We start from the raw sequence: 18,350 nt of genomic DNA, 5'->3' as shown, positions 1-18,350 counted from the left end.
CCTTCAGGAGCTCGCCATGTCCCTTCCCTCCCTCACTCTGCAACGGCTCGATGGCAGCGACTTTCCCCTGGACGCCCTGCAGGGCCAGGTCATTCTGGTGGTCAACGTGGCCAGTCGCTGCGGTTTCACCCCCCAATACCAGGGGCTGGAGGCGCTCCATCGCCAATTTGGCCCGACCGGGCTGGTGATCCTGGGCTTCCCCTGCGATCAGTTCGGCCATCAGGAACCCGGCGATGCCGAGGAGATAGCCCGCTTCTGCTCGGTGGATTACCCAGTCAGCTTCCCGCTCATGGCCAAGTGCGAGGTCAACGGCGAGCAGGCCCACCCCTTCTACCGCTGGCTCAAGCAGCAGAAGCCGGGTCTGCTCGGGAGCGAGGCCATCAAGTGGAACTTCACCAAGTTCCTGATCGACCGCGAGGGCCGGGTGGTGGACAGAGCCGCCCCCCAGACCAAGCCCGAGGAGCTGACCGACAAGATCCGGGCGCTGCTGCCAGCCTGAAGAGGCTGCGCCGCAGCTTTCACAGGCCGGGATCCCCTCTCCCCTTGGCGAGCGCGGCAGGATGCGGGGCTTGCGGCGCGAGGCCCGGCCCCGTAAAGCACTCGTTGCCCACAGGATTACTGCGTGCTCGCCGCAGTTCTGCTATATTACGCGCCCATAATCTTTTCCATGTCGTGACGGGCCCTCTGGCTGCCGTCACCCGTTGAGCCCAAGGCTCGGAGTTTCTCTCGAACATGTCATTCAATGAACTGGGTCTGTCACCGCACATACTGCGGGCCGTCAAGGAGTTGGGTTACGAACAGCCAACCCCCATCCAGCAGCAAGCCATCCCGGCCATTCTGGCAGGACAGGACGTGCTGGGCGGCGCCCAGACAGGCACAGGCAAGACGGCCGGTTTCACCCTGCCCATGTTGCATCGTCTGATGGCCAACCACGGCCGCGGCGGCCGTCGCCAGGTCCGCGCCCTGGTGCTGACCCCGACTCGCGAGCTGGCCGCCCAGGTGGGTGAAAGCATCATCAAATACGCCCACCACCTGCCGTTCCGCACCCTGATCGCCTACGGCGGCGTCAGCATCAAGCCGAACCTGGACGCCATCAAACTCGGGGTCGACATCCTGGTCGCCACCCCGGGCCGCCTGCTGGATCTGCTGACCCAGCGCGCCCTCACCCTGACCGAGCTGGAAGTGCTGGTGCTGGATGAAGCGGATCGCATGCTCGACATGGGCTTCATCACCGACATTCGCCGCATCATGAAGGCGCTGCCGGAAGAGCGGCAGACCCTGCTGTTCTCCGCCACCTTCTCGGACGAGATCAAGGCACTGGCCGACGATCTGCTGAAAAATCCGGCCCTCATCGAGGTGAGCCCGAGCAACAGCACCGCCGAGCAGGTCAACCAGCGCATCATCAAGGTCGATCGCGAGCGCAAGCGCGAGCTGCTCTCCCACATGATCGGCCGCCATAACTGGCAGCGGGTGCTGGTGTTCGTGCGCACCAAGCAGATCGCCGACCGCCTCGCTCACCAGATGGTGAAAGATGGCCTGGATACCGTCGCCATTCACGGCGACAAGACTCAGGGGGCCCGCAACCGGGCGCTGGCCGACTTCCGGGAAGGCAAGGTCCGGGTGCTGGTCGCCACCGACATCGCCGCCCGTGGTCTGGACATCGATCATCTGCCCCACGTGATCAACTTCGAGCTGCCCCAGGTGGCCGAGGATTATATCCACCGCATCGGCCGTACCGGTCGGGCCGGCCGTGGCGGTGAGGCCATCTCCCTGGTCAGCCTGGATGAACAGGATCAGCTCAAGGCCATCGAAGCGCTGATCGGTCTGAGCATTCCGAGCGAGATCATGGAAGGCTACGAGCCGAGCGGCAAGCCGACCCGTCAGACCCTGCCGGGCAGCAAGCCGGTGCAGAACCCGCCGCGCGACCGTGGCCACGCCAACGCCAAGCACAATGCCAAGTCCGCCAGCGAAAAATCCGGCGCCAAGGGCAAAGGCAAGCCCGCGGCCAGGGGCGATGCCGCCAGGAAGCCAGCCCCGGCGCGCAAGCGCGAGGTCGTGGGTGAAGACATCGGCTTCACCCCCATGCGCCGTCTGCCCAAGACCCAGCGTGACAGCTATCAGGACGACTCCGCCGAGGAGTAAGACGCCGGTGCCTGAAGCCAGGTGCCCGCAATGAAAAAACCGCCCTCGGGCGGTTTTTTGTTTTTCGACGGCCTCAACCGGCGGCGAGCACCATGTGCAGCAACGGATAGGGCTTGCCCTGGCCATCCAGCGGCGAGCGCCCCGTCACTACAAAGCCCATGCGTCGATAGAAGCCGAGCGCCTGCTCGTTCTGCTCGTTGACGTCCACCCGGGTCGCACCTTGCCTGCTGATGGCATCGGCCACCAGCAGGCTGCCGACCCCGCGCCCTCGCGCCCTGGGGTCGACGAACAGCATCTCGATGTTGCCATCATGCACCCCGCAAAAGCCGGCGATCCCCTGCTCGTCTCGGGCATGGGTCAGCGTCACGGCGGCAAAGTAGTGCTCCAGAATGAGCGGCCTGAGGGCAACAATCTCTTCCTCTGGCAAGAAGTGATGAGTGGTGCGCACCGACGCCTCCCAGATGGCGATCAGGGTCTGATAATCCCCGGGTTGCGCTTGTTCAATTTTCATTCTTTGTTGACTCCGTCTATTGGTTGGCGGGCTTAATGCCCTGCACGATCGGCCTGCCAGCACCTCGGCATCGACTTGCCTGATGACAACCCAAGCCGATGCCTGACCATCCGTACAATCGGCGGGTGGCCTTGTGCCCTCCCCGGTGTCTGGCCCTAGGCCTGACGCGGCGCAAACATGATGATGGCCATGCCAAGCAGGGCTACCCCGGCACCGACCAGATCCCAGAGCGTGGGCCTGATGCCATCCACGGCCCAGAGCCAGAGAATGGCCACGAAGATATAGACGCCGCCATAGGCGGCATAGACCCGGCCGGCCGCGGTGGGATGCAGCGACAACAGCCAGGCAAACAGCATGAGGCTTAAGGCCGCGGGCAGCAGCAACCAGGCGCTCTTGCCCTGGGTCAGCCACAGATAGGGCAGATAGCAGCCCAGGATCTCGGCGACCGCCGTCACCAGAAACAGGGCTATGGTTTTGAGTTCAATCATGTGAGGTGCAGTGATCCTTGCCGATGAGGGCGCTTCTTTTGGCAAATCATACTGTTATATCGGCGCGCTTCAATCCGCTTCTCATGCTGTCCATGGGAAGGTGGCAGGATCGCGGCAGCCCTTGAGGAGGCGCAAGCAATGCGGGGATGGCTGCGAGGCACAAATAACAGGCCCTCCCCCAGGAATGGGGAGGGCCCAGGGGATCAGCGGGTCTTGACCGCCTGCAGCAGGGCCGAGACGTCCGGGCCGAAGGTGCGACGACGAATGGCGTCCTGGATGTCGAGCTCGCCGTAGCGGCTGGCCGGGTAGACCACCACGCAGGAGGTGTCGCCGGGCCTGAGGAAGTGAGTCTCGCCGAAGGGGGTGTAGCGGGTGGCGCCTATGCTGATCAGCGCATGGGCCGGGCGGCCCGCCTGGGACAGCAGCCCCTGGATGTGCTCGGCCGGGCCCTCGTCCTGCTGATGGTTGAACTTGTCGATGGCCCAGGCCAGCAACTGCTGATGGAAATAGCTGTAATCCACCGCCGCGCTGTCGACCCCGTAGCCATGCAGCTCACCATCGCGCTCCAGGTAGCAGGCGATGCGATAGTCATCGAGCTCGCAACCGGCGGCAAATGCACTGAGCGGTAGCAGGTTCTCGGCCAAGCCCTTGCTCTCGGGGCCCCAGTTCTTCTTCTCGCTGATCTTCCTGGCGTTGGGGCGACGGATGGAGCAGTCGTTGTAGGCGCCGAAGGCGCGGGGATGGATGGCCACCACCTGCTCCCCCGCGTACTCCAGCTCGCACCAGAGCGCCACCTCAGGCTCGATCTGCACCTTCTCATCGCCGCTCACCGCCGCCTCTGGCAGGAAGATGGCATCGCCGCTGAGCGGGAAGACACCGAGCTGGCCCGGATGGGACGGCACATAGAAGGGGAACAGCGCCTTGGGGGCGACCTTGTCCGTGACCTTGACGGCGACAAAATCGGCCGCCTCACCCGCCTGCTCCAGGTGGCCCGCGAAGTTGCCCGCCACCCCCAATCCGATAAAGTTGCTCAATTGCGTGATCTGCATCTATGGCTCCACTCGCGTCGGCCCATTCACCGCCGCTGTCGTTGTTCATGGGCGGCACCCTACCGCCAAAGAGGGAGCTTATTAGAGCACAACCCCGCCACGGCGCCCAGTCACCCTGCCACGGGCTGTGCGCCAGCCCAACTTTTCAGGTGCCGACTGCGCACAAAGACGGCGATCGCTCCCAAGCTGTGATCCAGGCGCTTGGGCAAGCCCCGCACTTTTGCTAGTCTGCACTATTCATTTGCCGTTTGAGCGCCAAGTGCACCTCATGAGTACACATTTTCAGGGTCGTTTCGAGGTGGAATTCAAATACCGCCTGACGGATCGCGCCGCCTTCCTCACCGCCCTCAAAGCCCTCAATCCCGAGGTGATGGTGGAGGATAATCATGAGCGGGACTGCTACTTCGACACGCCGCAGCGGCTCCTGGCCGAGCAGGGAAAGAGCCTGGTGATCCGCACCATGCAGCCCTCCGGCATCCGGCTCTGGATCGTCAAGGGACCGGGAGCCGATCGCTGCGAGGCCGTCAACATCACCGATGCCGACAAGGCCATCAGCATGCTGCACAACCTGGGTTATCAGCAGGTGCTGACCCTCACCAAGCGGCGCAGCATCTATTTCGTCGGCCCCTTTCACCTGACCCTGGATCATCTGGACGGGCTCGGCGACTTTGCCGAGCTGGCCATCATGACCGACGAGGAGGCCAAACTGCCTGGCTATCGCCAGCAGTTGCAGGGGCTGGCGGCGCAACTCGCGCTCTCGGCCGACCAGCTGGAGACCCGCTCCTATCGCACCCTGTGCGAGCAGCAGAGCGCATTTTGACAAGAGGAACTTGCCCCATGATCGATAAACTCGCCTGGCTGAGCTTCAAGGATGGGCAGCTGCTGTGCGCCCGCTCCCACGGCAAGGCCATCTACTACATTCCCGGCGGCAAGCGCGAGCCGGGTGAGAGCGACGAGGCCGCGCTGCGGCGGGAGATTGAGGAGGAGCTGGCCGTCGCCCTGCAGCCTGAGACGCTGCGCTTTGCCTGCGAATTCAGCGCCCAGGCCGATGGCAAGCCAGAAGGGGTACTGGTCAACTTGCGCTGCTACACCGGCGAGGCCAGCGGCACCCCCGTGGCCTCGGCGGAGATCGCCGAGCTGCGCTGGCTGGACAGCCGCCATCTGGACCAGGTGTCCCCGGTCTCCCGCCTGCTGTTTCACTGGTTGGCCGAGCAAGACCTGATCCGTTAATACCCGATGTGAGTAGCAAGAGAGATGAGTCATAGACGATGAGGAGTTTCAATGGAGATCATTGAGGTCGATAGCACCAGAGGCATCAAACCGGCGCTGATCACCCTGTTGCAGGACTGCGTGGCCAGTGGCGCATCTGTGGGCTTCCTGCCACCACTGCCAGAAGAGCTGGGGCTGGAATATTGGCAGGGTATAGAAGCAGATCTGGCCGACGGGGTACGCAGGCTCTGGGTGGCCTTCGATCAGCACCACCTGGTCGGGGCGCTGCAACTGGCGCTCTGCACCAAGGCGAACGGCGGTCATAGAGCCGAGGTGGAGAAGCTGATGGTACACAGCGAGGCCCGCGGCAAGGGGGTCGGTCGCGCCCTGATGAACGCCATGGAGCAAGGCGCCCGCGACGCCAAACGCACCCTGCTGGTGCTGGACTCCCGGGTCGGCGACGTGGCCTCCACCCTCTATCGCCAGCTGGGTTATCAGGAGGCGGGCCAGATCCCGGACTTCGCTCGCAATGGCGACGGCTCCCTGGCGGCGACCCAGTTCTTCTACAAGCAGCTCTGAATCAGAGGCGGCGTACGGCCAGACGCTCGCAATAAACAAGGCCAGCCGCGAGGCTGGCCTTGTTTATTGGCGCATTCATTGCTGAAATGGCCCCTCCATGGAGACAGGCAAGGAGCCAGCATGATATTGGAAGTCGCCCCACTGCAGATCATCCCGGGTCAGAGCGCCGCCTTCGAGCTGGCCTTCGCCCAGGCCCAGCACATCATCGGCGCCATGCCCGGCTATGGCGGCCACCAGCTGCAGCGTTCATTGACCGACCCCCATCGCTACCTGCTGCTGGTCAACTGGCGGCGGCTCGAGGATCACACCCGGGGTTTTCGGGGCTCCCCCCAGTACCAGCAGTGGAAGGCGCTGCTGCATCACTTCTACGATCCCTTCCCCACCGTCGAGCATTTTCAGGCCGTCACAGTGGGCGGACCGGCGGTCAGCTGATCAACCGCCGACAAGGCTAGCTGATCACGCCATCCCTCAGGCCAGCCGCTCTGCACGATGTTCAACCTTAGGCTCGGCGAAGGCGGCCTGCGCCGCGATCAGCTGCAACTCGTAGGCATCCGCCTGCCAGGTGCACAGCAGCACCGCATCCACCGCCGCATTGGTGCGCTCGAAGGCCGCCACGGCATCAAAGCCGGCCTGCAGGTTCGCCAGCATCAGGGCGCTGATGAGATCCCCCACCCCGACTGGTTGGCGGGCAAATTCGTAGAGCGGCCGGGCGATCAGGTAATCCCCCTCGGCCGTGGCCAGCAGCATCTCGAAACGGCCAGGCTGGCTGGCGGCGCGGCCCAGGTGCTTGACCAGCACCATCTTGACGCCCCTGGCCAGCAGCCGATGAGCGGCCTCGCGGGTCTGGCTCAAGTCGGCCAGGTGAGTGTCGCACAGGGTCTCCAGCTCCAGCAGGTTAGGCGCCATGATGTCGGCCACCGGCAGCGCCTGTTCGGTCAGGAAGCGGGTCACGCCGGGGGCGACGATGCAGCCCTTCTCCGGGTGACCCATCACGGGATCGCAGAAATAGATGGCCTCGGGGTTGGCCGCCTTGACGGCCGCGACCACCGCCAGGATCTCGTCCCCCTGCTCGGCCGAGCCCAGATAGCCGCTCAGCACCGCATCGCACTGCCCCAGCACCTCTATCTCCATCAGCCCCTTGCAGAGGGCGCCGATGTGACCGGCCGGCATCGCCATCCCCTGCCATCCCGCCTCGTACTGGGTATGGTTGGAGAACTGCACAGTGTTGATGGGCCACACTTCCATGCCTAGACGGCGCATGGGGAACACGGCGGCGCTGTTACCGGCACAACCAAAAACCACGTGGGACTGGATAGAGAGAATGCGTTTCATGGAAACCACCACAGAAGAAGCATGAGGAAAGCAGGCAATATATCGGATGAAGAGAGCCCTCTTCCAGCGATTCGCGGCGCCTACCGCCATTTGAGCCGAAATAACTGCGGCCCCATGACGGATTTTCCACCCTGCTTCCCGCGCAGCTGACCCCTCTGCCTTGCCGCTTGGCCGGCTGGCACCTCGTCTGCCGGGTGTCTTATGGTGTCTCAATCTTCTTGTTTGATGGCATATGAGAACGATATTTCAACACCCAGGCCGGATTGGGCATTGAGGCAAGGGGGAACAGACGAGGAGAAAAGACAGGGGCTGCCAGCGAGGGAATGCGGCAGCCCGTGTTGAAGGCTTAGTTCGAAGGCTCAGTCCCGGACGAAGTGATAGACCCAGCCTTCGTCCAGCGGGAAATCGGCGGGAGCCGAGACCAGCGGCGGCAGAGCCGAGACGCCTCCCCTGGCGGCATACTGCAGCGCCATCAGGGCGCAGAGGGCGGCATCATAGCGATCCGTCCCCGCCATGACATCCGCCGGCAAACTGGCCGCGATCTCGTCTCTGGCCAGGGAGGCTCTGCCACCGGCCTTGGCCAGCGCCGGATAGACCTCCAGCACGGCGCGATCGGCCAGTAGCACCTGTCTTGGCACCGGTTGCAAGTCCGCTAGCCGCGGCAGCATGGCGATCGCCAGGGTGGCGTTGTTGCCCAACCTGTCGAAGGTGGCCGAGAGCGGCTTCTTGCCATATTGCCGGTGTAGCCAGCGCTCGCAGTCGCGGTAGGCGTAAGGGTTGTCTATCTCCCGCTGCGGCACGGCGCACTCGCCTCCCCTGCCCGCCAGCAGATCGGCGAACGCCCGTGGGAAGGCGAGCGGCGCATCTATCCCCAGGGCCAGCTGCGGACAGGCCAGCACCTGCATCAGGCTCATCTCGTCTTGCAACGCCGGGCGCAGCAGTGCGTCAAGATCCGGGGCAACCCGGGAGCTCAGTCGAAACAGGGGGGAGACGCCAAACCAGTGCAGCCGCTGTTCGCGGGCCTGCCAGCCCACCACGGCCACCGCCTGGGCGTTGCCCTGCCAGCCTCTCACATCCCAGCCGATACCGATGGCATCCATATGCTCAGTTGTCATCTCAAGATCACTTCTCTGCACTGTCGATGCTGCACAGGGTAATGGTTGCCTTCGCTAATGCAAGGCTGGGCCGCGCCTTAGAAGGATTTCTTGAAGTTGATGAGCGGCAAGATGGGGAAGATGCCGTTCTCGGCGTAGTTCGCCAGACCGATCTGCAAGCCATCGAGATGCTTGGTGGCGTTGACGAAGCCAATCTGGAAAGTAGTGCGTTCGGCATAGTTGACGAAGCCGACGTTGGCCAGGGCGTTGCCCTGGGCGATGTTGACCGCGCCCCAGTTCAGCCCCCGCACGTTGTTGGTCAGGTTGACGAAGCCCAGGTTGAGCCCGGTGTCCTGCCCGCCATGCCAGTTGACGGCGTTGATGGCGACCCCGCCAAACTGGTGACGCACCCGAGCCGCACCGAAGAAGATGCCGAGCTGCAAGCCGGTGAACTGATCCACGTCAGAGAGGGCGAAGACGGGCAAGTCTATTCCCTTCACCTGGCCGGTCCGGCCGTACAGGAAGGAGGCGCGCGCCCCCTCGACCTGATGAGACGCCGGCAGGTTGATGCCGGGCAGCGAGATCTGGACCGGGGTACTGGCCTGGGCGGCGCCACAGAGGGCCAGCGTGCCGCTGCCAAGCAGCAGGGTGAGCGATTTCATCGGGGATTCCTTGAGGATCTGAGCATCGGGGCAGCCTACCAGTGCCCGGCCCGGGGTTCGAGGCCGCACCGGCGGCGCTGCGTCACAGCTCGTCTGAATCCACTCTCACCAAAGACAGCCAATAAATACAGATGAAATTAAAATTCAAACTGAAATTAACATTTCTGTTATTTACATCAAACCACATCTTGTAACAATATAGTTAAACGTGTGTTTGAACAGAGCAAGCAACACGTGACCATGGATGACAAGTTGTACCCACTCAGGGCCAGTTGGCTCATAACAATACAGTTCTGCCGAAATGGAGACGCATGATGAATATGGACATACTCAAGAGCTTTACCGAGCAGATGCAAGGCTTTGCCTCCCCCCTCACCCGCTACAACCAGTTGCTGGCCAGCAATATTGAACAGCTGACCCGTCTGCAACTGGCCTCCGCCAACGCCTATGCCGAGCTGGGCCTGAACCAGTTGCAGGCGGCGGGCAAGGTGCAGGATGCCCAGAGCCTGGCCGCCCTCGGCACTGTGCAGCTGGAAACCGCCAGCCAACTCTCCCGCCAGATGCTGGATGACATCCAGAAGCTCAACGCGCTCGGTCAGCAGTTCAAGGAAGAACTGGACGTGCTGACCGCTGATGGCATCAAGAAGACCACGGGCAAGGCCTGATAACCCTGGCTGCCCGCTCGGGCAGCCACATCTCCCCATGACTCGATATGACGGGCTAGTCCCGCCACGGGCGTGGGTGAAGGAGAGAACATGAGCCAATCATCGTACGGCCCGCTGTTCGAGGCCCTGTCCCACTATAACGACAAGCTGCTGACCATGGCCAAGGCCCAGACCGAGCGCACGGCCCAGGCCCTGCTGCAGACCAATCTGGACGATCTGGGCAAGGTGCTTGAGCAGACCAGCCAGCAGCCCGGACAGCTGATCCATGCCCAGATGAACTGGTGGCAGGATCAGCTCAAACTGGTGCAGCACACCCTGCTCAAGAGCGCGGGTCAGGAGAGCGAACCGGTGATCCAGCCGGAACAAGGGGATCGCCGCTTCAAGGCCGAGGCCTGGAGCGAGCAGCCCATCTACGACTATCTCAAACAATCTTATCTGCTGACGGCCAAGCACCTGCTGGCGTCGGTCGACGCGCTGGAAGGCGTGCCCCAGAAGAGCCGGGAGCGGCTGCGTTTCTTCACCCGCCAATACCTCAATGCCATGGCCCCCAGCAACTTCCTGGCGACCAACCCTGAGCTGCTCAAGCTGACCCTGGAGTCCGACGGTCAGAACCTGGTGCGCGGGCTGGCGCTCTTGGCCGAGGATCTGGAGCGCAGCGCCGATCAGCTCAACATCCGGCTGACCGATGAGGCGGCCTTCGAGCTAGGGCGGGATCTGGCCCTGACGCCGGGCAGGGTGGTGCAGCGCACCGAGCTCTACGAGCTGATCCAGTACAGCCCGAGCACAGAGACCGTGGCCAAGACCCCGGTGCTGATCGTGCCCCCCTTCATCAACAAGTACTACATCATGGACATGCGTCCCCAGAACTCGCTGGTCGCCTGGCTGGTCGCCCAGGGACAGACGGTGTTCATGATCTCCTGGCGCAACCCGGGGCCGGCCCAGGCCAACATCGATCTCGACGACTATGTGGTCGACGGTGTGCTGGCCGCCCTGGATGGCATAGAGGCGGCGACCGGTGAGCGGGAGGTGCACGGCATCGGCTACTGCATCGGTGGCACCGCCCTGTCCCTGGCCATGGGCTGGCTGGCGGCGCGCCGTCAGAAGCAACGGGTGCGCACCGCCACCCTGTTCACCACCCTGCTGGACTTCTCCCAGCCGGGCGAGCTCGGCATCTTCATCCACGAGCCCATCATAGCGGCGCTGGAGGCCCAAAATGAGGCCAAGGGCATCATGGATGGCCGGCAACTGGCGGTCTCGTTCAGCCTGCTGCGCGAGAACAACCTCTACTGGAACTACTACATCGACAGCTACCTCAAGGGCAAGAGCCCGGTGGCCTTCGATCTGCTGCACTGGAACGGCGACAGCACCAACGTGGCGGGCAAGACCCACAACAGCCTGCTGCGCCGTCTCTACCTCGAGAACCAGCTGGTGAAGGGGGAACTCAAGATCCGCCAGACCCGGATCGATCTCTCCAAGGTGAAGACGCCGGTGCTGCTGGTGTCGGCCATCGACGACCACATTGCGCTCTGGCAAGGCACCTGGCAGGGCATGAAGCTGTTCGGTGGCGAGCAGCGCTTCATCCTGGCCGAGTCGGGCCACATCGCCGGCATCATCAACCCACCGGCCGCCAACAAGTACGGCTTCTGGCAAAACGATGCCCCCTGCGAGAGTCCGGAGGCCTGGCACGCTGGTGCGACCCACCAGGGCGGCTCCTGGTGGCCCGAGATGACCACCTTCATCAAGGCACGGGACGAGGCGTCGGAGCCCATCCCGGCACGCGAGCCCGGCGAAGGCCTGGCGGCGGCCCCCGGCAGCTACGTCAAGGAGCGCCTCAACCCCATCTTTACCAAGGCAGCAGAAGAGGTAACAACATGAGTGCAGCAACAACCCCCCTGTTCGTCGGCCAGAAGGCCAGCCTGAGCAAGCCGTTCGGGCCGGCAGAGGTCGGCGCCTTCGCCGGCTTGTCGGAGGATTTCAATCCGCTGCACCTGGACCCGGTGTTTGCCGCCAGCACCCCGTTCGAGCGCCCCATAGTGCACGGCATGTTGTTGGTCAGCCTGTTCTCCGGGCTGTTGGGCCAGCAGTTGCCGGGGAAAGGGAGCGTCTACCTGGGGCAGACCCTCTCCTTCAAGCAGCCGGTATTTGTCGGGGAGGAGGTGCTGGCGGAGGTCGAAGTGATCGCCATTCGCGATGACAAACCCATAGTCACCCTGGCCACCCGCATCTTCACCCAGAGCGGCGCCCTCGCCGTGACGGGAGAAGCCGTGGTGAAGTTCGGCTGAGATAGGCTCGACATCGCGTAATAATTCAGCCCGGCCCTCGCCGGGCTGAATTATTTGCCTTGCGCCGAATGTTCCCTTTTTCTGCCCAATCCGGACCTAACCCTTTCCCTGCCGGCCCTAACTGCCTAAAATGGCCGCCCTGCCACGTCAGGCATTCATTTAAGCAAGAGGATTTTCCATGGAGACGTTTCTGCTCGAAGGCCACCCCTTCGTTGCCTTGTGTGACCTGATCAAGCATCAGGGTTGGGCCGATTGCGGCGGCGCGGCCAAGGCACTGGTCGCCGAGGGACTGGTGGAAGTGGATGGTCAGATCGAGACCCGCAAGCGCTGCAAAATCGTCGCCGAGCAGGTGGTCAACTTCAACGGCATGAAGGTCGTGGTGAAGGAAGGGGTGAGCCCGGAGATCCTCTGAGCCCGGCTTGAATAAGGGCGCCGACGCGCCCGTTAGCATTCAGCTGGCCTTGATCGACAGGGTCAGCACGAAGCGCGCCATCGCCTCATCCCCGTTGAGCGACGGACAGGTGGCCACCACCTGGATGGGGCGGTTGATGCGCTGCCCCGTCGCCAGCGATTCGTCGATCATGGCATCGATCGCCTCCCCCGCGGCGCAGTCAAACTGCACATCCGCCTCGGGTCGCTTCAGAAACTCCCCCTGTACATCCTTGAAGGCGAAGTGCACCTTCTTGCGCCTCGTCCGTCCCTTCTCCATCACCAGCAGGCCCCCCACCAGATCGGCGCCGGTCGCCAGCGCGCCGAAATACATGCTGCCGAGGTGGTTGCGGGTGCGCCAGCCGAGCGGGATGCGAATGCGCAGCGCCTTGGCATCCATGCTCTCGATGACGGGGGAACAGAATCCGATGACAGGAATATAGCGCCAGGCAAACAGGCGCAGCGCCAGATTGGCTTTGAAGCGTTGCAAGTCCATATGCAAACTGATCCGATGAGTGAGCGTGACGGAAATGTTGCCAGCATCACACCCCATAGGCAAGCACCCTTTTCACACCCTGCGCCTCCCGTCAGGTGGTTTTCGAGCCAGAGGGGCGCCCGTTACCCCGCCCTGGCCGTCTCTCGCCAAGGTACTTTTTCCCAGATGAAGGAGGGATCTCATCTATGTGGAAAATCGTAAAACGGGGCGCCATGACCCCGATGGCGAGCATGGTCAGCCCCTCTCTTCCCTTATTTTTAAAGCTTGGCGCCACTGTGTCAGCCAGATGACAACCCTAGCCGAATGAAAGCTAAGGACTAATCCTGCCCTCGCCGGCGCTAGTCGGCGCTCCTCAGGTCGCCACTGACATAAGTCACAGTAACTATCCGTCTCATCCCTCACTAGGTTGTTCTGGCCCGCGAATGGCCGTACGGCAACGGGCCACCTTTTCACACAACTGAGCACAAGGATAAAGAGATGGGTAACAATCAACAGTTGTTCAACGGCGGCGAGAGCGCCGGCACCTTCCAGCTCAATTTCAACAACAACCGCGCTTATGAGCTGTTTGGCCGGGAGTACCTCAAGTGCTACGCCAACCTGGCGGTCAAGGGCAAGATGAGCAAGCCGCTGCCCTCAGGCCAGCTCAGCTACGCCGTCGACTTCGCCATGGATTGCGGTTGCAGCTCGGTGCTGATCGATTTCAATCTCGCCTACAAGAAGACCTTCAGCAACCAGACACAGGCCCCGCTGTGGCGCGAGTCCGATTACGAGGCCGAGATAGTGCTCTGCCACCTGGTGCGCGAAGCCCCCGCCAGCCGTCTGAACAACCGGGATCAGTTCGCCGAGGCCGAGGCCTTCTTCAACGACGTCAACCTGCCCACCACCGCCAGGAATGTGGCAAACGATCCCTATGCCGACAAGGATGGCCTGGTGGAGTTCATCGTGGCCAACGAGCTGCTCGATGATCCCGCCGTGATGGCCAGGCTGGCCGAGCAGAAGGCCTATCTCATCGCCATCACCTCCGTGGTCACCGCCTATATCAACCGCTACGCCGAAGCCTATGGCGAGCAGTACAAGACGGATGCGGATCTCTGGGCCAGGGCCCTCGCCAAGATCCCCCTGATGGGGCCGAGCAAGATCGATCAGCAGAGCTACAGCCGCCACATCAAGGGGCTCAGCATCGCCACCGACTTCATCAACTTCATCATGGACGTGGTGGTGAGCCAGGGCACCACGGCGCTGGCCAGCTTCAACAAGTTCCTGCAAAAGCAGGGGGATGCCATCCGCTTCGGGGTGGAGAACAACAAGGACTTCTACAAGACCATCACGGTGGGCATCACGGTCGAGGTGTTCAAGGTGGGCAGCGAGCTGGTCTATGTGCCCAAGATCAAGCAGTACCGCATCAACTTCGACCGCCAGAACAGCAAGTTCACCTCTGCCTGTGCCAGCGCCGAATTTGTCGACATCTACTTCAACTATCTCTATGCCGCCAACGTGTTCGACTACGAGGCGTTGAAGGATCCGGAGATCAAGCGCGACTTCGACAACTTCATCCAGAAGCAGCGCAAGGCGCAGATCGACGAGGCGGACACCTTCTTCAACGATGACTTCCCGCCCCTGCAACCCAAGCAGATCGCACGGGGCAAGGCCACGGTCTGATCCTCCCACACAACAGAGACAACACAGCCGGCATCTGCCGGCTGTTTTTTTATGGGGAGCGGGCTCAGGCCCGCTTCTCTTCCAGCCAGGCGCCCTGGCTCTGCATCTCGAACAGCTGGGCGTAGTGGCCCCCCAGCGCCATCAGCTCGGCGTGGGTGCCGCGCTCGTTCACCTGACCGCGGGAGAGCAGCAGGATCTCGTCGGCATCGACTATGGTCGAGAGCCGGTGGGCGATGGCGATGGTGGTGCGGCCACGGCGGGCCGCCGAGAGCGCCTGGGAGAGCGCGAACTCGGTCTGGGAGTCCACGCTGGCGGTCGCCTCATCCAGGATGAGGATGCGCGGATCCCCGACCAGAGCCCGGGCAAACGAGAGCAGCTGGCGCTGACCGGCGGAGAGGTTCTTGCCCCCCTCCTCCATCAGGGTGCCCAGCCCGTCGGGCAGGCTCTGCACGAACTCGGCCAGCTGCACCTCGGTCAGTGCCTGCCACAGCCTGGCCTCGTCGATGCCGGCGCGGCCGAGGCGCAGGTTCTCGGCCAGGGTGCCGACGAAGATGAAGGGATCCTGCTGCACCAGGCCGATGCTGCGCCGCACAGCCGCCAGGGAGAGTTCCCCCAGGGGGTGATCGTCGAAGCGGATCTGCCCGCTCGCCAGCGGATAGAAGCCCATCAGCAGGCTGATGATGGTGGACTTGCCGCTGCCGGTGTGGCCCACCAGCGCCAGCATCTGGCCGGGACGGGCGTTGAAGCTCACCTCCCGCAGCACGGGTTGCTGACCATCGTAGGAGAAGCTCACCCGATCGAAGCTGACCCGCCCCTGCAATGCGGGGCTCTCCCCCCCGGTGCTCTCGCGGGTCTCGTCGAGCAGGGCAAACACCCGCTCCCCCGCCACCATGGCCTGTTGCAGCTGGTTGAGCTGGTTGGTCATCTCGATGAGCGGCTCTATCATCCGTCCCAGATAGCTGATGAAGGCGTACAGCACCCCCACCTGGATGGCGCCATTGGCGCTCAGCCCTTCCTGGGCAAAGAGCGTAAGCAGGCCGATGAGCACCATCATGTAGAACAGATCGATGAGCGGACGCAGCAGTATGCCGTTGATCTTGAGGCTCTTGAGCCGCGCCGACCAGTGCTGCTGGTTGATGTCGGCGAAGGCGTTGGCAAAATGGCGCTCCTGCACCATGGCCTGGATCACCGGCATGCCCTGCAGCGACTCGTTGAGCCGGCTGTTGATATCGGACAGCAGGCTGCGGGTCGTCCGCACCACAGGCACGCTCAGGCGCTGGTAGAGCCACATCACGGCGCCCACCGTCGGCAACAGGGTCGCGCACACCAGCATCAGCCGCAGATCCAGCAGCGCCATGGAGATGAGGATGCCGCACAAGAGCACCACCTTCTGCACCAAGAGCCCTATCACCTGCACATAGAGGTTCATGATCGCCTCGGTGTCGTTGGTGATGCGGGAGATGAGGGATCCCGAGCGATGCTTGTCGAAATAGCGGGCCGGCAGCCGGATGGCGGTGGCGAATACCTGCTCGCGCAGGGTCTGCACCACCGCCTGGGCGATACGGTTGAAACGCAGGGACTGCAGGTAGAAACCGGCGGCCGACAGCAGTTGCAGACCGAGATAACCCGCCCCGAGCGCCGCGATGGCCGGCCACACCAGCTGGCGCGGTGCCAGGTAGTCATCGATGAACAGCTTGATCAGCAGCGGTCCCGCCACCTCGGCGCCGGTGGCCAGCAGCAGACAGATGCCCGCCTGGATCAGCCAGCGGGGGTAGCGAGCGCAATAGGCCAGCAGGCGTTTAATGGTTGGATTCACAGACTTGCCTCCAGCGCAGCGTTCCCAAGGAATTGACACTCTTTGCTCCCTTCTCCCCTCGTGGGAGAAGGGTTGGGGATGAGGGGAACCACTCGTCTCATCATCACGCTCACAGGCTCTCCTCCACATCTTGCTCCAGCCGTTGGTAACGCACCATGTCCGCGTACCAGCCGTTGTGGGCCATCAGGGCACCGTGACGACCCCGCTCACTGACGCGGCCCTGCTCCAGCACCAGGATCTCGTCCGCCTGCTCCACCGCCGTCATGCGGTGGCTGACCAGGATCAGGGTGCGTCTATGGGCCTTGAGCGCCTGCAGGATCTGTTGCTCGGTATGGGCATCCACCGCCGACAGCGCATCGTCCAGCACCAGGATAGGGGCCGGCAGCAGCAGGGCCCGGGCGATGGCGAGGCGCTGTTTCTGGCCGCCGGAGAGGGTCACCCCCTTCTCGCCCACCTCGGTGGCATAGCCCATGGGGAAGCGGCTGATGTCATCGTGCACGCAGGCGATGCGGGCCACCCGCTCGATCTCCTCCTGGCTGGCCTCGGGCCGGCCGAGGGCGATGTTGGCGGCTATGGTGGTGGAGAACAGGAACGGCTCCTGGGGCACATAGGCGAACTGGCTGCGCAGATCGGCCAGCGCCAGTTGCTGGATGGGCACGCCGCCCATGGTGATCTGGCCGGCGCTGGGGTTGGCCAGGCGCATCAGCAGCTTGAGCAGCGAGCTCTTGCCCGCCCCCGTGCGCCCCACCACCCCGAGCATGCCGCCCTGCTGCAGGCTGAAATCTATCCCCTGCAGCAGGGTGCGTTGCTCCAACCGGTAATCCACCCCCTTCATGCAGAGGGGGAAGCTGGCAGTGAGGGGCTGCGGCGCCGCGGGATCCTGAATGTCGCTGCGCTCGGCCAGCAGGCTCTCGATGCGGGAATAGGCGGCGCTGCCGCGCTCTATGATGTTGAACAGCCAGGCGATGGCGAACATGGGCCAGATGAGCTGCCCCAGGTACATGGTGAAGCTGGTGAGCTCCCCCAGGGTCAGCTTGTCTTGCAGCACCAGGGCGCTGCCGCCCGCCACCGCCAGGAAATAGGAGCAACCTATGCAGAGGTAGATCACGGGATCGAACTTGGCATCGATGCGGGCCACCGCCATGTTGCACTCCCCCGCCTGCCGGGTCAGTTCGGCAAAGCCCTGATCCTCGAGGGATTCGACCGCATAGGACTTGAGCACCCGCACCCCGGAGAGGGCCTCCTGGGTCTTGTTGTTGAGCCTGGAGAAGGCCCCCTGCGCCGCCTTGAACTCCTTGTAGATCTGGGTCCCGAAGCGGTTCATGAAGAACGCCATCACCGGCAACGGCAACAGAGAGAGCAGGGTCAGCTGCCAGGAGTACTGGCTGCACATGATGGAGAGCACCAGGATCCCGACGATGAAGGAGTCCACCAGGGTCAACACCCCCTCGCCGGCTGTCATCTCCACTGCCTGGATGTCGTTGGTGGCGTGGGCCATCAGATCGCCGGTACGGTGACGCTGGTAAAAGTCGGGGCTCATGCGGGTGAAGTGGTGGAACAGCCGGTTGCGCAGCACATAGGCGAGCCGATAGGAGGCGCCAAACAGCATGACCCGCCACACGTAACGCAGCAGGTAGATGAGCAGGCCAAGGCCAAACAGCCCCGCCAGATAGCCCATCAGGGTGCCATGATCGAGCTCGCCCTTGGCGACCCCGTCCACCACCCAGCCCACCACCTTGGGCGGGATCACGGTCAGCAGCGCCACCATCATCAGCAAGGCGATGGCGGTCAGATAACGCCGCCACTGCTCCTTGAAAAACCAGCCAAGCCGTAGAAATACGCTCACATCAACATCCTTTCTCGCGGCGCCCAGGGGGCCGCCGTTGGTCATAGTTGGTCATAAGAGAAGCTCAATACAATCGCCCCCGAGGCGGGGG

General features: G+C 63.2%; 20 protein-coding genes. 11 read left to right on the top strand and 9 right to left on the bottom strand.

The features are described from left to right. The first annotated feature begins 16 nt into the window (after window positions 1-16). Window positions 17-499, top strand: a complete 483-nt coding sequence (locus tag KW821_RS09685) for a glutathione peroxidase (RefSeq protein WP_218291291.1) — start codon at window positions 17-19, stop codon at window positions 497-499. A 233-nt stretch (window positions 500-732) separates the two neighbouring features. After that, window positions 733-2,142, top strand: coding sequence for a DEAD/DEAH box helicase (locus tag KW821_RS09680; protein ID WP_218291290.1), 1,410 nt, complete (start codon window positions 733-735; stop codon window positions 2,140-2,142). A gap of 73 nt (window positions 2,143-2,215) precedes the next feature. Here the strand turns inward: KW821_RS09680 and KW821_RS09675 are convergent, their stop codons facing one another. The 3 genes from KW821_RS09675 to KW821_RS09665 form a co-directional block, all read right to left on the bottom strand. Next, the gene (locus KW821_RS09675) at window positions 2,216-2,653 is read right to left on the bottom strand and encodes an acetyltransferase (RefSeq protein WP_218291289.1); all 438 of its coding nucleotides are present in this window, start codon (window positions 2,651-2,653) and stop codon (window positions 2,216-2,218) included. Between the two features lie 155 nt (window positions 2,654-2,808). Beyond that, entirely contained in the window at window positions 2,809-3,141 is a 333-nt protein-coding gene (locus KW821_RS09670) for a YnfA family protein (protein WP_218291288.1), read from the bottom strand. A 203-nt stretch (window positions 3,142-3,344) separates the two neighbouring features. Continuing rightward, window positions 3,345-4,190, bottom strand: coding sequence for a DUF5718 family protein (locus KW821_RS09665; protein WP_042652273.1), 846 nt, complete (start codon window positions 4,188-4,190; stop codon window positions 3,345-3,347). A gap of 268 nt (window positions 4,191-4,458) precedes the next feature. Here KW821_RS09665 and cyaB point away from each other — a divergent pair, with 268 nt between their 5' ends. The 4 genes from cyaB to KW821_RS09645 all read left to right on the top strand — a co-directional run bounded on the left by cyaB (window position 4,459) and on the right by KW821_RS09645 (window position 6,410). Beyond that, a complete protein-coding gene (cyaB, locus tag KW821_RS09660) occupies window positions 4,459-5,010 on the top strand; it encodes a class IV adenylate cyclase (RefSeq protein WP_218291287.1) in 552 nt (183 codons plus the stop codon). 17 nt (window positions 5,011-5,027) lie between these two features. After that, a complete protein-coding gene (locus tag KW821_RS09655; RefSeq protein WP_218291286.1) occupies window positions 5,028-5,420 on the top strand; it encodes an NUDIX domain-containing protein in 393 nt (130 codons plus the stop codon). A 51-nt stretch (window positions 5,421-5,471) separates the two neighbouring features. Continuing rightward, on the top strand, window positions 5,472-5,978 hold the full coding sequence (locus KW821_RS09650; RefSeq protein WP_218291285.1) for an N-acetyltransferase: 507 nt from the start codon (window positions 5,472-5,474) through the stop codon (window positions 5,976-5,978). A gap of 120 nt (window positions 5,979-6,098) precedes the next feature. Further along, a complete protein-coding gene (locus KW821_RS09645) occupies window positions 6,099-6,410 on the top strand; it encodes an antibiotic biosynthesis monooxygenase (RefSeq protein ID WP_218291284.1) in 312 nt (103 codons plus the stop codon). 36 nt (window positions 6,411-6,446) lie between these two features. Here KW821_RS09645 and pdxY read toward each other — a convergent pair whose 3' ends face one another. From pdxY to KW821_RS09630, 3 genes are all read right to left on the bottom strand, one after another. Next, window positions 6,447-7,310, bottom strand: coding sequence for a pyridoxal kinase PdxY (gene pdxY, locus KW821_RS09640; protein WP_218291283.1), 864 nt, complete (start codon window positions 7,308-7,310; stop codon window positions 6,447-6,449). A gap of 359 nt (window positions 7,311-7,669) precedes the next feature. Next, window positions 7,670-8,425, bottom strand: coding sequence for a DUF429 domain-containing protein (locus KW821_RS09635; protein ID WP_218291282.1), 756 nt, complete (start codon window positions 8,423-8,425; stop codon window positions 7,670-7,672). A 77-nt stretch (window positions 8,426-8,502) separates the two neighbouring features. Next, complete coding sequence (locus KW821_RS09630; RefSeq protein WP_218291281.1) at window positions 8,503-9,066, bottom strand: VC2662 family protein; 564 nt, start codon at window positions 9,064-9,066, stop codon at window positions 8,503-8,505. A 314-nt stretch (window positions 9,067-9,380) separates the two neighbouring features. On the opposite strand from KW821_RS09630, the gene KW821_RS09625 reads away from it, so the two are divergent. From KW821_RS09625 to ybcJ, 4 genes are all read left to right on the top strand, one after another. Further along, window positions 9,381-9,731 (top strand): phasin family protein, encoded by a 351-nt coding sequence (locus tag KW821_RS09625; RefSeq protein WP_042652281.1) that lies wholly within the window; start codon window positions 9,381-9,383, stop codon window positions 9,729-9,731. Between the two features lie 90 nt (window positions 9,732-9,821). Then, complete coding sequence (locus KW821_RS09620; protein WP_218291280.1) at window positions 9,822-11,606, top strand: class I poly(R)-hydroxyalkanoic acid synthase; 1,785 nt, start codon at window positions 9,822-9,824, stop codon at window positions 11,604-11,606. Beyond that, entirely contained in the window at window positions 11,603-12,013 is a 411-nt protein-coding gene (locus KW821_RS09615; RefSeq protein ID WP_218291279.1) for a MaoC family dehydratase, read from the top strand. The genes KW821_RS09620 and KW821_RS09615 overlap by 4 nt, the downstream gene beginning before the upstream one ends. A 178-nt stretch (window positions 12,014-12,191) precedes the next feature. Further along, entirely contained in the window at window positions 12,192-12,425 is a 234-nt protein-coding gene (gene ybcJ, locus KW821_RS09610) for a ribosome-associated protein YbcJ (protein WP_042652284.1), read from the top strand. 39 nt (window positions 12,426-12,464) lie between these two features. Here ybcJ and KW821_RS09605 read toward each other — a convergent pair whose 3' ends face one another. Beyond that, the gene (locus KW821_RS09605) at window positions 12,465-12,938 is read right to left on the bottom strand and encodes a DUF4442 domain-containing protein (RefSeq protein ID WP_042652285.1); all 474 of its coding nucleotides are present in this window, start codon (window positions 12,936-12,938) and stop codon (window positions 12,465-12,467) included. 477 nt (window positions 12,939-13,415) lie between these two features. Between KW821_RS09605 and KW821_RS09600 the strand changes: the two genes are divergently transcribed. Beyond that, window positions 13,416-14,597, top strand: a complete 1,182-nt coding sequence (locus KW821_RS09600; RefSeq protein ID WP_218291278.1) for a hypothetical protein — start codon at window positions 13,416-13,418, stop codon at window positions 14,595-14,597. 64 nt (window positions 14,598-14,661) lie between these two features. On the opposite strand, the gene KW821_RS09595 is transcribed toward KW821_RS09600, so the two are convergent. Both KW821_RS09595 and KW821_RS09590 read right to left on the bottom strand, forming a co-directional pair. Beyond that, window positions 14,662-16,413, bottom strand: coding sequence for an ABC transporter transmembrane domain-containing protein (locus tag KW821_RS09595; RefSeq protein WP_218291277.1), 1,752 nt, complete (start codon window positions 16,411-16,413; stop codon window positions 14,662-14,664). A gap of 109 nt (window positions 16,414-16,522) precedes the next feature. Further along, on the bottom strand, window positions 16,523-18,259 hold the full coding sequence (locus KW821_RS09590) for an ABC transporter transmembrane domain-containing protein (RefSeq protein ID WP_218291276.1): 1,737 nt from the start codon (window positions 18,257-18,259) through the stop codon (window positions 16,523-16,525). Window positions 18,260-18,350 lie beyond the last annotated feature (91 nt).

The organism is Aeromonas sp. sif2416, assembly GCF_019218665.1.
GTDB classification, from domain to species: domain Bacteria; phylum Pseudomonadota; class Gammaproteobacteria; order Enterobacterales; family Aeromonadaceae; genus Aeromonas; species Aeromonas encheleia.
This window is presented reverse-complemented; position numbering and strand designations above follow the sequence as displayed.

Coding starts and splice junctions, on each gene's coding strand:
- KW821_RS09685 (WP_218291291.1), top strand. CDS start 17: ATGTCCCTTCCCTCCCTCACTCTGCAACGGCTCGATGGCAGCGACTTT.
- KW821_RS09680 (WP_218291290.1), top strand. CDS start 733: ATGTCATTCAATGAACTGGGTCTGTCACCGCACATACTGCGGGCCGTC.
- KW821_RS09675 (WP_218291289.1), bottom strand. CDS start 2,653: ATGAAAATTGAACAAGCGCAACCCGGGGATTATCAGACCCTGATCGCC.
- KW821_RS09670 (WP_218291288.1), bottom strand. CDS start 3,141: ATGATTGAACTCAAAACCATAGCCCTGTTTCTGGTGACGGCGGTCGCC.
- KW821_RS09665 (WP_042652273.1), bottom strand. CDS start 4,190: ATGCAGATCACGCAATTGAGCAACTTTATCGGATTGGGGGTGGCGGGC.
- cyaB (WP_218291287.1), top strand. CDS start 4,459: ATGAGTACACATTTTCAGGGTCGTTTCGAGGTGGAATTCAAATACCGC.
- KW821_RS09655 (WP_218291286.1), top strand. CDS start 5,028: ATGATCGATAAACTCGCCTGGCTGAGCTTCAAGGATGGGCAGCTGCTG.
- KW821_RS09650 (WP_218291285.1), top strand. CDS start 5,472: ATGGAGATCATTGAGGTCGATAGCACCAGAGGCATCAAACCGGCGCTG.
- KW821_RS09645 (WP_218291284.1), top strand. CDS start 6,099: ATGATATTGGAAGTCGCCCCACTGCAGATCATCCCGGGTCAGAGCGCC.
- pdxY (WP_218291283.1), bottom strand. CDS start 7,310: ATGAAACGCATTCTCTCTATCCAGTCCCACGTGGTTTTTGGTTGTGCC.
- KW821_RS09635 (WP_218291282.1), bottom strand. CDS start 8,425: ATGACAACTGAGCATATGGATGCCATCGGTATCGGCTGGGATGTGAGA.
- KW821_RS09630 (WP_218291281.1), bottom strand. CDS start 9,066: ATGAAATCGCTCACCCTGCTGCTTGGCAGCGGCACGCTGGCCCTCTGT.
- KW821_RS09625 (WP_042652281.1), top strand. CDS start 9,381: ATGAATATGGACATACTCAAGAGCTTTACCGAGCAGATGCAAGGCTTT.
- KW821_RS09620 (WP_218291280.1), top strand. CDS start 9,822: ATGAGCCAATCATCGTACGGCCCGCTGTTCGAGGCCCTGTCCCACTAT.
- KW821_RS09615 (WP_218291279.1), top strand. CDS start 11,603: ATGAGTGCAGCAACAACCCCCCTGTTCGTCGGCCAGAAGGCCAGCCTG.
- ybcJ (WP_042652284.1), top strand. CDS start 12,192: ATGGAGACGTTTCTGCTCGAAGGCCACCCCTTCGTTGCCTTGTGTGAC.
- KW821_RS09605 (WP_042652285.1), bottom strand. CDS start 12,938: ATGGACTTGCAACGCTTCAAAGCCAATCTGGCGCTGCGCCTGTTTGCC.
- KW821_RS09600 (WP_218291278.1), top strand. CDS start 13,416: ATGGGTAACAATCAACAGTTGTTCAACGGCGGCGAGAGCGCCGGCACC.